Raw genomic sequence first — 16,123 nt, 5'->3', positions numbered from 1 at the left:
AGTCAGTACGAGATTCTATCAAATGAGGGAGTTTTATGAACAGCTACATTTTTCCAATTAGAGCAGCAATCATCACGTTTCCGTTCTTAGCAATGCTGATTACGGCGCCTTTTTTAATCTATTACTATCGTAAATACGGCCAATTAGGAAAATTAAGAAGCCTCATTTTGTATTCATTTGTCTTCTATTTATTATGTGCCTATTACTTAGTGATCTTGCCATTGCCAAGCATTAGTGTTGTGGCGCAAATGACCGGTCCGTGTTATGAACTGCATTTATTCCAGTCATGGGAAAATTTTATCAATCAAACGGTGTTGCAGCTGAATAATCCCAACACTTATCTGCCTGCAATGAAGCAAAGTGTTTTCCTTGAACCTGTTTTTAATATTTTTTTGTTGTTTCCATTTGGTGTATATTGCCGGTATTATTTTAAATTTTCTCTGGGGAAGACGATACTGGCAAGCTTTGCGCTGTCTTTATTTTTCGAATTGACCCAATTAAGCGGTTTGTATTTTATTTATCCGCGGCCTTATCGTTTGTTCGATGTAAATGATTTATTGCATAATACGTTAGGCGGGACTTTCGGATTTGTGTGTGCACCGTTGTTTACCTTTTTCTTGCCAACAAGAAGCGAGCTGGATTCGGAATCATTAGCCAAAGGTCAGCAGGTAACGTTATTGAGACGTTTTGTGGCGCTGGTGATTGATTGGATCGCGATTGGCTTTCTCAGCAGTTTATTAAAATTTTTTACGAATATTTTACCAGCGAATCTCAGAGCACTTTTTAATTATCCGATCGCCAGCTTTACTTTAGCTGTCATGCTCTATTTTATGCTGCTGATGTATTTGTGGAACGGTCAGACAATTGGCAAGAAAGTCGTTCGTATCAAGGTTGTAGAGCAGGATAGAGAACATATTCGGCTGTGGAGTTTAGTAAAAAGATACAGCGCGTTTTATTTGCTGCTTTATGGTTTGCTGCAGATTTTTAACTATACCATGACCCATTTGCCAACCAATAATCACTCGGTTTTTATTGCTTATGTTACATTCGGCATGATGAGTTTAGGAATTTTACTTTTATTTCTATTCAACTTATTGTATGCTCTCATAAGAAGAAAAACCCGCCTATTCCATGATAAAGCGAGTCACACGTATACGATTAGTACGTTATTAAAGAAAGAGGTAGAACATGCGAACTTTTGAATCATTTAATTTCCAGCCGTTTATTCTTGAGGCTATTAAGGATAAAGGTTTTACTGAACCAACACCGGTTCAAGACAAATTAATCCCTTTAATCAAAAAGAAAAGAAATGTTGTCGGCCAATCCCAAACTGGATCAGGGAAGACACATACATTTTTACTACCATTAATGAATAATATTGATCCGGCAAAAGATGAAGTGCAAGTGGTCATCACGGCACCAAGTCGCGAACTAGCGAGTCAAATCTATCAAGCAGCGGTGCAGATCGCTAAATTTTCTCCACAGGAAATCCGCGTAACAAATTTTGTCGGCGGGACAGATAAACAGCGTTCAGTTGATAAGCTGGGAGCACACCAGCCTCATGTCGCTATCGGAACGCCCGGTCGAATTCTGGATATGATGAACGAACAGGCACTGAAGGTTCATACAGCGGAATACTTTGTTGTTGACGAAGCGGACATGACCTTGGACATGGGCTTCTTGACGGAGGTCGATCAAATCGCTGGTCGTTTGCCGAAACAGTTACAAATGCTGGTCTTTTCTGCGACGATTCCAGAAAAACTGCGTCCTTTCCTATTGAAATATATGGAAAATCCAGTAATCGAAGAAATCAAATCAAAAGCAGTGATCTCTGACACGATCGAAAACTGGCTGATCTCAACAAAAGGTCAAGACAAGAATCGTCTGATCTATCAATTATTGACGATCGGACATCCATATCTGGCGATCGTTTTTGCGAATACGAAGCAGCACGTTGATGAAATCAGCAACTATCTGAAAGCTCAAGGATTAAAAGTTGCGAAGATCCACGGAGATATTTCTCCTCGTGAACGTAAGCGTGTGATGCGTCAAGTGCAGAATCTGGAATATCAATATGTCGTAGCAACTGATTTAGCTGCTCGCGGGATCGATATCGAAGGTGTATCGCATGTTATCAATGCGGAAATACCGCAGGATTTGAGTTTCTTCATCCATCGTGTCGGCAGAACGGGGCGGAATGGGTTATCTGGTACAGCGATCACTTTATACGGTCCAAGTGATGAAAATGATGTTAGCTTGATCGAGAATACTGGCGTGACTTTCCAGCCGAAGGAAATCAAAAACGGCGAGATCGTCGATACCTATGATCGCAATCGTCGTAAAAAACGCGAAAAATCAAAAGATGAGCTGGACCCAACCTTGATCGGATTGGTCAAAAAATCTAAGAAAAAGATCAAACCGGGCTATAAGAAGAAAATTGATCGGGCCATCTCCGAATCGAATAAACAAAAACGTCGTCAAACGCGACGCCAAGAAGAACGCAGCGTTCGTAAAAATAAAAAACGTTCAAATTCATAAGAAAAACACTTGTATCCATCGATTACTCGGATACAAGTGTTTTTTTCATTTTGATACAGGCGATGCCGTCCTCTTGGAAAATATCGGAAATGACATGATAGTCGCGTTTTTCATAGAAGGTCTGGGCGGTGACTTCAGCTGATAGGATCGAATAACGGCAGCCTTCTTGGATCGCGCGATTTTCGATATATTCTAAGAGCCTTGAACCTAACTGCTGATCACGATAATTCGCATGAACGCATAAGCGATCGGGGTTTAATGTTTGATCATCCAGCTTTTGGTAGCGAACAGTTGCAACTGGCTGCTGCTCGTCAAAGAGAACGAGGTATTGCCGATCGGGGGTATCTAATTTATCGAATTCCAATTCTGGTAAAATATTTTGTTCTAAAACAAAAATTTGATAACGTAAATAAAATGCGGCGGCTTGTAGTTCTGGCGATGCGCCAAAATATTCCTTCATCTCATTCCTCATTTCTTTATGATAATGGTATAATTCTAACATATGAGTGTTGGAGGAGGCAGAAAGATTTATGAACTTATTAGATCAATTGGACTGGTCCTATTGGAAACGACTGAATCCCAAGGAGAAGCGAACGTTATTAAGCCAGCTATTGCTTCATTTTGTGAATCCGTTGATGAAGATTTCAGATATTGAATTGAAGGATTTTGATCTGTACGGTATCAAGTGTCAAACATTTCAGCTATTGATCGATGAAGAGGAATTTGTCTTTATTCCCGGAAACAAAGATGCGATCTTAGGCTGGAATTTAGGAACGAAAGGCCTATCTTTATTAGAAACAGCACCAAACTCTCAAGAAATTACGATCCCACAGGAATTGCGCGGTCAATACAACTTTTTTGACGTGGATTCGCTGGGGGAATTGATCAATGATAAAACCACTAGTCTGCGCAAGGTTAAGATTCCGCCAATGTTCGTTCAGCGTTATGCCTTGCCGGCTGGAACGAATTATTTAGGAATCTATGATGCGGTGACCGGAAGCTTTTCCGGCGAAGCGGATCAGTTTTCGACCTATGAAGAAGAAATCAAAGAGGTATTATCGCCTAATTTGACCTCAGAAGAAAGCATGACTTGGTCATTTCCTAAAAATGTCTTGAAAGAGGACCGCTGGTATATCGAAATGGTGCCTCATTCTGACAGCTATCATGTATTTAGTCATGAGAAGCATACGTATAGCAGTCTGCGTAAAAAAATCCGTAAGAAAAATTTTGACTTATTGACGGAAGATCAATGGGAATATGTCAATGGAGCAGGCAGCCGCCGATTGTTCCGCTGGGGCAACGATCTGAACGTAACTGACCCTTATCGTGGGAAAAATGTTCGCAAAATGATGGAGCAGGCAAATATGTTCGGCTTGTTTTTCGATACGTCGATGGAACGTTTCGAGATCACGGAAGATCCCGGTGTATTGAAGCTGACGAATAAGAAAAATCAAGTAGGCATCCCGATCGTTGATTTTCTGCCGTTGTCCAGTTATTTCAGCAACAACACGACGATGCTCCACGAAGAAGTGCTGTCGCCAAGTGAGTATTTGTACCGCAAGGCAATTTTAATCAAGCTCTAGTTTGACTTTTGACGGACTTTTTTCTATACTCTAAAAAGGATATGGTTTATTTCTTACGCTTCCACAGAAAGTGCACGATTGCTGAAAGCTGCACGCTGCGAAGAATAGATTGCTCCCGACAATTTTTGATTGAAAAATCAACGCTGCTCAGCGTTAGCGAGCTGAAGAGGTAATGATCAAACTATCATTGCAATCAAGGTGGTACCGCGAGTTTTCGTCCTTGACTGCAGTGGTAGTTTTTATTTTTTTTAGAAAAGAGGAGAACAGATGAAAAAATTATCAAGCGCTGAAGTGCGCCAAATGTTTCTAGATTTCTTTAAAACCAAAGAGCACATGATCGAACCAAGTGCATCGTTAGTACCAGTCAACGACCCGACCTTGCTATGGATCAACTCAGGTGTTGCGACCATGAAAAAATACTTTGACGGCAGTGTCGTACCGGAAAATCCCCGCATCGCTAATGCGCAAAAATCGATTCGGACTAACGATATTGAAAACGTCGGAAAGACCGCTCGTCATCATACAATGTTCGAAATGCTGGGAAATTTCTCGATCGGTGATTATTTCAAAGTCGAAGCGATTGAATGGGCATGGGAATTCTTGACGTCACCTGATTGGATCGGATTTGATCCAGACAAATTATACGTAACGGTTTATCCAGAAGATAAGGAAGCAAAACGAATCTGGTTAGAAGAGGTCGGTATTCCAGCGGATCATGTCGTTGAGATCGAAGACAACTTCTGGGATCTAGGCGCTGGCCCAAGTGGTCCCGATTCAGAAATTTTCTATGACCGCGGCGAAGCGTTTAACGATTTAGCAGAGGACGATCCTGAAAATTATCCTGGGGGCGAAAATGAACGCTACTTGGAAATCTGGAACTTAGTTTTCTCAGAGTTCAATCATACACCGCAGGGAACTTATGAACCATTACCTCATCAAAACATTGATACGGGGATGGGACTTGAACGGATGGTCTCAATCATTCAGGATGCACCAACCAACTTCGAAACAGATTTATTCCTGCCGATCATTGGCAAGGTTGAAGAATTAAGCGGCAAGAAATATGCGACTGATAAGCAGTTAGATATTTCCTTCAAAGTGATCGCTGACCATATTCGTTCGTTAGCCTTTGCGATCGGGGATGGAGCACTTCCTTCAAATGAAGGTCGCGGCTATGTTTTACGGCGTTTATTGCGTCGTGCAGTGATGCATGGCAAGAAATTAGGAATCGATGAAGCCTTCTTATACAAATTAGTCCCAGTAGTTGGCGAAATCATGGTGAGCTACTATCCAGAGGTGAAACAGCAGGAAGCATTCATCGAAAAAGTGGTTCGTACTGAAGAAGAACGCTTCCACGAAACAATCAACGACGGATTAACGATGCTAAATGGCGTGTTAGCTGAATTAAAAGCGAAGAATGAAACAACATTAGATGGAAAAGCGATCTTCAAGCTTTATGATACCTTTGGCTTCCCAGTGGAATTAACCGAAGAGGTCGCTGAAGATGAGGGCTTGAAAGTCGATCATGAAGGCTTCGACGTTGAGATGCAGGCGCAAAAGGAACGCGCTCGTGCAGCTCGGACGACAGAAAAATCGATGGGTGTGCAAACAGCCTTGTTAGGTGATATCAAAGTAGAAAGTACATTTGTCGGCTATGATCATTTAGAAGTCGAAAGCGAACTGCTCGTCATCCTGCAAGACAATGCCGTGGTATCTGCGGTAAATGTTGGGGAAGCCCAAGTGATCTTTGCCGAAACGCCTTTCTATGCTGAAATGGGTGGACAAATCGCTGATAAAGGAATCATCGTTGACCAAGCAGGCAAGATTATTGCGAATGTGATAGATGTCCAGAAAGCACCAAACGGTCAAGCACTGCATACAGTAGAAGTGCTTGCTTCATTAAAAGAAGGCGAAAAATACTTCCTGCAAGTAAATGCGGCCTTCCGCAATAAAGTAATCAAAAACCATACAGCGACTCACGTACTGCATAAAGCCTTGAAAGAAGTTTTAGGCGATCATGCCAACCAAGCGGGGTCATTGGTTACAGACAAACATTTACGTTTTGACTTTACGCATTTCGGTCAAGTAACCGCCGTTGAGTTGAAGGAAATGGAAAAAATCGTCAACCAAAAAATCTGGGAGGCTATCCCAGTGGTGACGATCGAAACCGATATCGACACGGCGAAGAATATGGGTGCGATGGCGTTGTTCGGTGAAAAATACGGACATGATGTGCGTGTGGTAAATATCGGCGATTGGTCGATCGAGCTGTGCGGCGGAACCCATGTGGTGAACACTGAAGACATTGGGTTGTTCAAAATCGTTTCTGAATCAGGGATCGGAGCAGGCGTTCGTCGGATCGAAGCATTGACCGGCAAAGAAGCGTATGAAGCATTCCGCGAAGAGGAAGAGCAATTGGTGCAAGTAGCCCAAATCGTGAAATCTCCGCAAATCAAAGAAGTGGTCAGCAAGACAGAACAATTGCAGCAGCAATTACGTGAGCTGCAAAAAGAAAATGAACAATTAGCGACAAAATTAGCCAATCAACAGGCTGGCGATGTCTTCAAAGACGTGAAAGAAATCAACGGCACGACCGTGATCACGGCACAAGTCAACGTCAAAGACATGAATCAGTTGCGTCAATTGGCCGATCAATGGAAACAAAAAGCCTTATCTGATGTCTTAGTCTTAGGAACAGTACAAGGCGAAAAGGTCAATCTGCTTGCGGCAATGAGTCCAGCGGCGAATGAAAAAGGCTTGAAGGCCGGTGATTTGATCAAAGCAATCGCTCCAAAAGTTGGCGGCGGCGGTGGCGGTCGTCCTGACATGGCACAAGCCGGCGGGAAGAATCCAGCAGGTCTATCCGATGCATTAGCAGAGGTAGCGAACTGGTTAGCATAATTTATGTAATTGAGGCAGCATCCGCTGGGGTGCTGCCTTTTCAAATGAGAAAATGAATATTCAATTGCGTGTTTCTTTTCTTAATAGAGCTATTTCGGTATAATTCAAATGAGAGATTGTATTTTTTGAAAAGAGGGGACCATTTGGGAATTATTGAGCAAATTATTTTTCTAGTTTTTATTATTAATGCTGTGGGTGCGATCATTACTGTTTTTCGCAAACCGCGGAATATCACCACGATCTGGGCTTGGTTATTGACCTTGATTTTTTTACCTGTGATCGGTTTTCTGATCTATGCGTTTTGCGGACGCGGGATCGATGGGGAAACAATGTACCGTTTCGAACAAGGGGATGAGGAACGGGTCAAAGAAATCAACGGAATCATTCAAGAGGATAATCGCCATGTCGATCATAATGAACCGGATCAACTTTACCCAGCCACGAAATCATTGGTGAAGTATTTCCAGAATTTAGATGAATCACCATTGGCAGTTCGGAATGAATTGGAATTCTTTTTAGATGGAACGGACAAATTTGAACGCTTGTTTGTCGATCTTCGTGAAGCGCAAAGTACGATTCATGTTGAATACTATGCCTTCTTTAATGACCGGATCGGGAATCGTTTTATGCGGATTTTGGAGGAAAAGGCGGCTGAGGGGGTCGAGGTCAAGATGATCTATGATCCATGGGGCTCGCCTAAGACCAATAAACAGTTTTTTGAGACACTGATCAAAAACGGCGGGAAGGTCACACCATTTATTACTTCAAGAAATATTTTAGCAAAAACGCGGTTGAATTATCACTTGCATCGAAAAATCGTCGTAGTTGACGGTCAGATCAGCTGGACTGGCGGGTTTAATGTTGGGGATCAGTATTTAGGGGAATCGAAGCGCTTTGGCAGATGGCGGGATACTCACGGCCGAATCGAAGGTACCGCGAGCTTTACGCTGCAGGAAATTTTTATTCGCGACTGGAATGCTTCGGTGACCAATAAGGCGGATCGAATGAGTTATTTGCCGGAGTATTTTGTTTTGCCGCAAAAGGAGATCAAAAAGGGTGTACCGATGCAAATCGTGGCGGATGGCCCAGATTCCAGCGAACAGATTATCAAAGACGGTTTTGTCCGTTTGATCTTGTCTGCTGAAAAGAGTGTCTGGATTCAAAGTCCTTACCTTGTTCCTGATGAAACGATGATCTCAGCGATCCTGATCGCAGTGCGTTCGGGCATCGATGTGCGGATCATGATCCCAAATATGCCGGATCATCCTTTTATTTATCGGGCGACGCAATACTACGCGAATTATTTGCATCAGCGGGGCGTGAAAATCTATCACTACGCGGACGGCTTTATTCATTCTAAAACGATCGTGGTGGACGATGAACTGGCTACCTTTGGATCAACCAATCAGGATATCCGCAGCTACGAGCTTAATTTTGAAGTCAGCAGCTTTATCTATGATCCAGAAGTGGCGCAGTTATTCCGTAAGATCTTTGAAGAGGATATGGAGAACTGTATCGAATTAACCGATGAAATGATCGCAAATCAATCCCATTGGCTGAACTTCAAACAACGTTTTTCACGGCTGTTATCACCAGTACTATAATTTTTTTCGCAAACCTTGGCGGGCAAGATTGTCCGCCCCTTTATTTTTTGCTTCCGGGATCCATTGGAGAACTAAAAGCGGGAATTGCGGCGCTAATTCATTAAACTCTGATAAATATGGCTGGAAGAGCTTGTTTTTTGTCTGACCTTGGTCTAAAATTTTTATTGCAGTTTTACTATCGGAATAAAGCAAAACCGTTTGATCGTTCAGCTTATGATCGATCAAATAATGCAGCGCATAAAGAATCACCGCCAGCTCCGCTTGATGATTGTTGTCTTCAGCTAGTGAGATCGCAAGCTGCTGCTGCTCTTCAGAAATAATTAAAATGCCGCCGCCGCTTTTTTCAGTATTTGTTGCGGCATCGGTATAAACTTTTAACATAATGACCATCCTTTTTTAGAGTAGGAGTATATGAATGGATAAAAAACACTATTTTTGGCAACCAGAATTATCGATCAGCATCATTTATTGGTCGCTGACCTTCATTGTGCTTTTTTATGGCTTAATCTTGACCTTGGAAAAGACCCATCCCTACTTACAGGGAAATATCGTTATCGGCATCTCGATCTTATTTGGAATCGTGGGCCTTCATCGCTATCTTTACTTAGAGGAGTCGGGAATAAGAGTCCGCTATGCCAGAGTTTGGCGACGCGAGACGCTGCTGCGGGAGCATATTGACTATCTGACTCTTTGTAAAGACGGGGTGATTATCCAACGCAAGGGTCTTAGCGGCGCCGCCTTTCATTTCGCGATGAGAAAGAAAAAGCGGGAAGCCTTCGTAAAAGATTTCGCTGCGTTTTATCCTGAAATTGAAATCAAAGCAAACGAAAAGATCAGCCGGGACTGATCTTTTCGTTTATTTCTTTTTCACATGAGCTGCCTGCATACCGCGGGCACCTTCCACAATTACAAACTCAACTTCGTCACCAGGATCCAAAGTTTTGAATCCATCATTCTCAATAGCGGTAAAATGTACAAAAACCTCTTGATTGTCTTCATAGGTAATAAAGCCATACCCTTTTTTCTCATCAAACCATTTAACAATGCCACTATTCATCACGCAACACCCCTTTGCAATTGCTGGTTTTATTATACGTGAAGCCGAGAAAAATTGCGAATCAATGAGATTGCCGAATCTAAGTGGTGTTTTTCTCAGGATAATTCGTTATAATAGGATAGAACGATTAAAAAAAGTGTGTTTTTCTGAATAACGTTCGGGAAAGGGAGTTTTTATGAAAACTGATATTGAAATATCTCAAGCAACGACTTTAGCGCCAATTACGGAAGTCGCAGAAAAAATCAACTTATCTTTTGACGATCTGGAATTACATGGCAAATACAAGGCGAAGATCGAATTTGATGCTTTAGACCGCATGAAAAAGAATCCAGAAGGCAAATTGATCCTTGTAACGTCTATTAACCCAACTCCGGCAGGCGAAGGCAAATCAACAGTGACCATCGGTTTAGGAGATGCATTAAATAAAATCGGTAAAAAAACAGTCATCGCTTTACGCGAGCCTTCATTAGGTCCTGTTATGGGGATCAAAGGCGGCGCAACTGGCGGCGGTTACGCTCAAGTATTGCCGATGGAAGATATCAACCTGCATTTTACTGGCGATATGCACGCTATCACAACGGCGAATAATGCACTATCTGCTTTATTAGATAATCATATCCATCAAGGCAATGAGTTGAAGATCGATGCGCGACGTGTGATTTGGAAACGTGTCGTGGATTTGAACGACCGCGAGCTTCGTCATATTACCGTTGGACTAGGCGGACCAATCAATGGTGTGCCGCGGGAAGACGGCTTTGACATTACAGTCGCTAGTGAGATTATGGCGATTTTATGTCTGGCGACCGATATTGAAGATTTGAAAAATCGTTTATCTAATATTGTCGTGGCCTACACCTTTGATCGCGAACCTGTGACCGTCGGCGATTTGAAGGTCGAAGGAGCTTTGGCTCTTGTATTAAAGGATGCCATCAAGCCGAACTTGGTTCAAACGATTTATCAAACACCAGCCTTTGTCCATGGCGGACCATTTGCGAATATCGCTCATGGCTGTAATAGTATCTTGGCGACAAGAGCGGCTCTCCACTGCGGGGATTACGTAGTGACTGAGGCCGGATTCGGTGCGGATCTCGGCGGCGAAAAATTCTTAGACATCAAAGTTCCAAGCCTAGGCAAAGCACCAGATGCAGTCGTGATCGTAGCGACAATCCGCGCCTTGAAAATGCATGGCGGCGTGGCTAAGAATGACTTGAGCGCGGAAAATCTTGAGGCATTAAGAGAAGGCTTCAGTAATTTAGCGAAACATATTCGCAATATGCGTAAATACGGCTTACCAGTCGTTGTTGCGATTAATGAATTCATCAGCGATACGGAAAAAGAAATCGATTTGCTGAAAGAATTATGCGGACAAGAAGACGTGAAGGTTGAATTAGCCAGTGTTTGGGAAAAAGGTCCAGATGGCGGAATCGATTTGGCTGAAACGTTAGTCGATACGATTGCAAACGAAGAGAACAACTTCCATTCGATCTTCGGCAGAGATCATGATGATCTAACGGAAAAGGTCGAAACAATCGTGCGTGAGATCTACGGCGGAAATGAAGTCATCTATAGTAAGAAGGCGAAGCAGCAATTAGCCAGCTTCAAGAAATATGGCTGGGATCGTCTGCCGGTGTGTATGGCGAAGACGCAATATTCATTATCGGATGATCCAAGCAAACTAGGCGCTCCAATTGATTTTGATGTGACGATTCGTGAATTCGTACCGAAAATCGGTGCTGGGTTTGTTGTCGCATTGACAGGAGATGTTATGACGATGCCTGGTTTGCCTAAAAAACCGGCAGCTTTAAACATGAATGTCGACGAAAAGGGCAATGCGATTGGATTATTCTAGAAATTGAACGACAGTTAATAGAGCAGTTACTCACTAAAATGAGTGGCTGCTCTATTTTTTTGCATAAAACGTTCGTATTTTTGCATATTATTTCGAATATTCACGAATTTATTTATAAAAAACCATTGACTTGTATAAACACACAACGTATAATCATCAGAAATAGCAGCATTCTAATCGTATTATTATACAATTGCAAGGAGGGGTTAATATGAAAGTTTCGATTATTGGAGTGACAGGCTACAGCGGCATCGAGCTGGTTCGGCTCTTGCTGCAGCATCCGAAGGTAGAGATCGTCTCGATCCACAGTCATTCACAAAACGGCAAAGAGATCGCTGAATACTTGCCGCATCTTAAGCAATTATTAGACCTTCCTTTAGAACCGATCAATTCAGCAGCGATCATGGCAAAGGCAGAGCTGGTCTTTTTCGCTACTCCATCTGGGATCTCAAAGGAAATCGCCACAGCTTTTGTTGAAGCCGATTTTCCCATCATCGACTTATCCGGAGATTTTCGATTAAAAACAGATGGACAGTATGAAAAATGGTATAAAAATTCAAGCGCACCTTTTGACTTTTTACAAAATGCTCATTATGGGTTGGCTGATTTTTATTCAAAACCGACTTCAAAGCTGATCGCTAATCCCGGCTGTTATGCCACAGGGACGTTATTATCATTAGCGCCATTAGTTGGACAAGAGCTGATTGAGACAGATTCGATCATTGTTGACGCAAAGTCCGGCTTATCAGGAGCAGGGAAAAATCTATCGGAAGCCAGTCATTTCGTGAACTGTAATGAAAATATGACACTTTACAAAATGAATAGCCATCAACACATTCCAGAGATCATGCAGCAATTGCAAAAATGGGATCAAAGCATTCCAGCGATTCAATTTTCTACTTCACTGATTCCGGTGACGCGGGGAATTTTTATCACCACCTATGCTAGAAGCAAAGAAAAGCTGACTCAAGAGCAGCTCTGGCAGGTCTACCGAAGCTTTTATCAAGCGAAGCCTTTTATCCGCGTGCAGGAGCAAAATGTTTATCCTAACCTGCGTCAGATCATCGGCTCAAACTTCTGTGATATTGGGGTCGCCTATAACGAAGTGACCAATATCATCACCGTCGTTACCGTATTAGACAATTTAGTCAAGGGGGCCGCCGGTCAGGCAGTCCATAACTTGAATCATTTAGCGGGCTGGCCGGAAACCACCGGATTGAGCCTCGTACCTATTTATCCATAAAAAATGTCGGAGTGTGAAGAATATGCAAATCATCGAAGGAACAATCGCCAGTCCTAAAGGCTTCTCAGCCACTGGCTTACATGCAGGCTTAAAAAAAGAAAAGAAGGATCTCGGAGTCATTTATTCAGAGGTTCCTGCCAATGCCGCGGCGGTCTATACGACCAATCAGGTCAAGGCGGCACCGATTTACGTAACTAAAGAAGCGATGGCTGATCAAAAAATCCAAGCAGTCGTAGTTAATTCCGGAGTAGCCAATGCGTGTACCGGTAAAATTGGTTTGGCGAATGCACAGGAGATGCAGGCCTTAACCGCAGCACATCTGAAAATCGCAAAAGATACGGTGGCGGTCGCATCAACGGGTGTGATCGGAAAGCAGCTGCCGATGGAAACGATCGAAGCTGGAATCAATCAGATCGATCTGCAGCACCAAGAACCTTATGCGTTCCATCAAGCGATCTTGACTACCGATACGGCTACAAAAGAAATTGTTGTGACCGAAGAAATCAATGGTCAGACGGTAACAATGGCTGGAGTCGCGAAAGGATCGGGCATGATCCATCCGAATATGGCGACGATGCTGGCCTTCGTTACGACTGACGCGCAAATTTCAGAAGACTTATTACAGGAAATCTTAGCGGATAAAACCGAAACGACCTTCAACCAAATCACTGTTGACGGTGATACATCTACCAACGATATGGTCTTAGTCCTTGCTAACGGCTTAGCAGAGAATCCTGTGATCGAAAAAAATACAGATGCTTATACTAAATTTTTAGCGATGTTTCAGCTAGTCAGTGAGACATTAGCTAAGATGATCGCCAAAGACGGCGAAGGAGCCACTAAATTAATCGAAGTCCAAGTAGTCGGCGCCCTTAATGAAACGGAAGCGCGTTTGGTGGCGAAAAAGGTCGTAGGGTCCAGTTTAGTGAAAACGGCGATGTTCGGCGAAGACCCGAACTGGGGACGAATCATTTGTGCGGTAGGCTATGCCGGCTCTCATACTGATCCTGAAAAGATCGATATGTGGATCGGCGACCAACAATTATTGAAGCACAGCCAGCCGCAGAGCTTTGACGAAGTAATCATGAAGCAAACGCTGGAAAAAGAAAAAATTTGTATCACCGTTGATTTAAACATCGGCGCACAAAGCGGAAAAGCATGGGGCTGTGATTTGACGTATAAATATGTCGAAGTGAATGCCTTGTATCATACGTAAGGAGCGAAGCATTATGGGGAAAATTGTAGTAAAAATCGGCGGCGTTGCCAGTGATAATCTAACACAGAGCTTTTTTCAGCAGATCGAAGAATGGCAGACTGCCGGACATGAGATCATTGTCGTCCATGGCGGCGGCTATTATATCACTGAAATGATGGAACGTTTGAACATTCCGGTGACGATCAAAGAGGGCTTGCGGGTAACGACTGAGCAGGCGTTAAAAATTACACAAATGGTGTTGATCGGACAGGTTCAGCCGACGATCACAACCTTATTCCAGCAGCAGGGCTTTGCGACGATCGGTCTGAACGCTTCCAGCGACAATATGATTCAAGGAAAATTCATCGATCAGGAAAAACTCGGCTATGTTGGTGAAATTACTGAGGTCAATCCCGCAGCTATTGAAGGCGTGCTATATCGAAATTACATTCCCATCATCGCTCCGTTAGGGATGACCAGCAGCGGTCAATGGCTGAACGTCAATGCGGATGACACTGCCTGCAAGATCGCCGAAGAAGTCGGGGCAGAGGCCTTGTATTTGCTGACAGATGTGCCTGGGGTGAAGCAAGCCGGCGAGTGGCTTGAAAAACTCTCAATCGCTGAAGTGGAAGAACTGAAAAATGAAGAAGTGATCACCGGCGGAATGATTCCTAAGATCAACAGCGCCATCAACGCCTTAGAAAACGGAGTGTCAGAGGTCCATATCACGAATTGCATTGAAAAGGCAGGTACTGTCATCACAAAGGAGGAGGTCTTTGCATGAGCCACTTGTTCCCAAATTACGCCCGTGACGAAATCGACTTAGTAGACGGATCCGGCAGCTATGTTTTCGATCAAAATGGGACGAAATATTTAGATTTTATGAGCGGGATCGCCGTCAGCAATCTAGGCCATCATCATCCGAAAGTGATGCAGGCATTATCTGAGCAGTCAGAAAAAATTTGGCACAGCTCCAACTTGTACACGAGTAATCTGCAAGAAAAGGTCGCTGAAAAATTGACGATGGGCAAAGATTACTTGGCATTTTTCTGTAATAGCGGCACCGAAGCGAATGAAGCGGCGATCAAATTAGCCAGAAAAGCCACCGGACGTTCAAAAATTTTAAGCTTTGAGCAATCATTCCATGGACGAACCTATGGCGCATTGAGTGCGACGGGGCAGCCGGCATTACAGGCAGGCTTTTTCCCAATCGTCGGGGGCTTTGAGTATCTACCTTATAATCAGCTTGAACCGTTGAAGCAGCACTTAAATGAAGAGGTGGCTGCAGTCATGCTGGAGGTCATCCAAGGCGAGGGCGGGATCATTCCAGCAGAGAAAGAATGGCTTCAGGGTGTGGCTGCATTATGTAAAGAAAACGGCAGCTTGCTGATCATTGATGAGATTCAAACGGGGATGGGAAGAACAGGAACCTTCTTCGCCTTTGAAGCGTATCAGATCGAGCCGGATATCATCACTATTGCCAAAGCTTTAGCCAATGGGATTCCCGTGGGTGCGATGCTAGGGAAGAGCGGCCTGGCTGAAGCCTTTGGTCCCGGTTCTCACGGAACAACCTTTGGCGGGAACAATCTGGCGATGAAGGTGGCGGATGCTGTCGTTTCTGAGATCAATCAACCAGAATTTCTGGCGGCAGTCGCCAAGAAGGGCAACTATTTAAAAGCGGAATTGACCAAGCTGATAGCCACTTCCGAAAAAGTCCTCGATGTGCGGGGCAAAGGACTAATGATTGGAATCGAGCTAGATTCAGCCGAAACACTGCAGCAGACGATCCAAGAACTGAAGGCCCACAAGCTGTTAGCCATTAAAGCGGGCAAGAATGTCCTCAGATTATTACCGCCGCTGACCATCAGTCAGGATGAACTAGCAGACGGCGTCGAAATCATTCAAGCAGTGCTGTCAAATTAGCGAATTTAAAGCAAAATACGTAAAAAGTCCTTGATGCTTTTCAGAGCATTGAGGATTTTTTACGTATGTTATTAGAAAGGTAAAGGAAATATGGACAAAATTCTAAATTTTTTTACTATTTTGAACCTTAATTGTGCTTGATAAATCTACGATTCGAGCATGACCGATTATTATATTTAATATCATATTAACTTTTTGGAGTGAAAGCGATTTAAAAATAGGCTATGGTT

The 16,123-nt window shown here is 43.4% G+C and carries 14 protein-coding genes; 11 read left to right on the top strand and 3 right to left on the bottom strand.

Features of this window, described 5'->3' with window-relative positions; all coding sequences use genetic code 11:
• Positions 1–35: 35 nt before the first annotated feature.
• Together FFR60_RS09240 and FFR60_RS09235 are read left to right on the top strand one after the other, a co-directional pair.
• Complete coding sequence (locus FFR60_RS09240) at positions 36–1,202, top strand: VanZ family protein (protein WP_137663920.1); 1,167 nt, start codon at positions 36–38, stop codon at positions 1,200–1,202.
• Positions 1,189–2,538: a DEAD/DEAH box helicase gene (locus FFR60_RS09235; protein WP_088932545.1), complete on the top strand. Its 1,350-nt coding sequence runs from the start codon at positions 1,189–1,191 to the stop codon at positions 2,536–2,538. Before FFR60_RS09240 ends, FFR60_RS09235 begins: the two co-directional genes overlap by 14 nt.
• 22 nt (positions 2,539–2,560) lie before the next feature.
• Here the strand turns inward: FFR60_RS09235 and FFR60_RS09230 are convergent, their stop codons facing one another.
• Positions 2,561–2,998, bottom strand: coding sequence for a GNAT family N-acetyltransferase (locus FFR60_RS09230; protein ID WP_137663919.1), 438 nt, complete (start codon positions 2,996–2,998; stop codon positions 2,561–2,563).
• A 70-nt stretch (positions 2,999–3,068) separates the two neighbouring features.
• Here FFR60_RS09230 and FFR60_RS09225 point away from each other — a divergent pair, with 70 nt between their 5' ends.
• The 3 genes from FFR60_RS09225 to cls all read left to right on the top strand — a co-directional run bounded on the left by FFR60_RS09225 (position 3,069) and on the right by cls (position 8,626).
• Positions 3,069–4,121, top strand: coding sequence for a DUF7278 family profilin-like fold-containing protein (locus FFR60_RS09225; RefSeq protein ID WP_137663918.1), 1,053 nt, complete (start codon positions 3,069–3,071; stop codon positions 4,119–4,121).
• A gap of 267 nt (positions 4,122–4,388) precedes the next feature.
• Entirely contained in the window at positions 4,389–7,022 is a 2,634-nt protein-coding gene (alaS, locus tag FFR60_RS09220; protein WP_137663917.1) for an alanine--tRNA ligase, read from the top strand.
• 143 nt (positions 7,023–7,165) lie between these two features.
• A complete protein-coding gene (gene cls, locus FFR60_RS09215; protein WP_088932549.1) occupies positions 7,166–8,626 on the top strand; it encodes a cardiolipin synthase in 1,461 nt (486 codons plus the stop codon).
• Here the strand turns inward: cls and FFR60_RS09210 are convergent.
• A complete protein-coding gene (locus FFR60_RS09210; protein ID WP_137663916.1) occupies positions 8,621–9,007 on the bottom strand; it encodes a ribonuclease HI family protein in 387 nt (128 codons plus the stop codon). The two genes, cls and FFR60_RS09210, sit on opposite strands and share 6 nt — an antisense overlap.
• A gap of 34 nt (positions 9,008–9,041) precedes the next feature.
• On the opposite strand from FFR60_RS09210, the gene FFR60_RS09205 reads away from it, so the two are divergent.
• A complete protein-coding gene (locus FFR60_RS09205) occupies positions 9,042–9,473 on the top strand; it encodes an EbsA family protein (RefSeq protein WP_088932551.1) in 432 nt (143 codons plus the stop codon).
• Positions 9,474–9,482: 9 nt separating this feature from the next.
• Here the strand turns inward: FFR60_RS09205 and FFR60_RS09200 are convergent, their stop codons facing one another.
• Positions 9,483–9,683 carry a cold shock domain-containing protein gene (locus tag FFR60_RS09200; protein WP_088932552.1) on the bottom strand — a complete coding sequence of 67 codons (201 nt, stop codon included), beginning with the start codon at positions 9,681–9,683 and terminating at the stop codon, positions 9,483–9,485.
• 175 nt (positions 9,684–9,858) lie between these two features.
• On the opposite strand from FFR60_RS09200, the gene FFR60_RS09195 reads away from it, so the two are divergent.
• From FFR60_RS09195 to argD, 5 genes are all read left to right on the top strand, one after another.
• The gene (locus FFR60_RS09195; protein ID WP_137663915.1) at positions 9,859–11,532 is read left to right on the top strand and encodes a formate--tetrahydrofolate ligase; all 1,674 of its coding nucleotides are present in this window, start codon (positions 9,859–9,861) and stop codon (positions 11,530–11,532) included.
• 211 nt (positions 11,533–11,743) lie between these two features.
• Positions 11,744–12,775, top strand: coding sequence for an N-acetyl-gamma-glutamyl-phosphate reductase (gene argC / locus FFR60_RS09190; RefSeq protein ID WP_137663914.1), 1,032 nt, complete (start codon positions 11,744–11,746; stop codon positions 12,773–12,775).
• Between the two features lie 22 nt (positions 12,776–12,797).
• On the top strand, positions 12,798–13,991 hold the full coding sequence (gene argJ, locus FFR60_RS09185; protein ID WP_137663913.1) for a bifunctional glutamate N-acetyltransferase/amino-acid acetyltransferase ArgJ: 1,194 nt from the start codon (positions 12,798–12,800) through the stop codon (positions 13,989–13,991).
• A gap of 13 nt (positions 13,992–14,004) precedes the next feature.
• Positions 14,005–14,754, top strand: a complete 750-nt coding sequence (gene argB, locus FFR60_RS09180; protein ID WP_137663912.1) for an acetylglutamate kinase — start codon at positions 14,005–14,007, stop codon at positions 14,752–14,754.
• The gene (gene argD, locus FFR60_RS09175; protein ID WP_137663911.1) at positions 14,751–15,893 is read left to right on the top strand and encodes an acetylornithine transaminase; all 1,143 of its coding nucleotides are present in this window, start codon (positions 14,751–14,753) and stop codon (positions 15,891–15,893) included. The genes argB and argD overlap by 4 nt, the downstream gene beginning before the upstream one ends.
• Positions 15,894–16,123: the final 230 nt, after the last annotated feature.

Origin of the sequence: Enterococcus hulanensis (assembly GCF_005405485.1) — a bacterium.
GTDB classification, from domain to species: domain Bacteria; phylum Bacillota; class Bacilli; order Lactobacillales; family Enterococcaceae; genus Enterococcus_A; species Enterococcus_A hulanensis.
The sequence above is the reverse complement of the archived record's forward strand: the minus strand, read 5'-3'. Positions and strand labels throughout refer to the sequence as shown.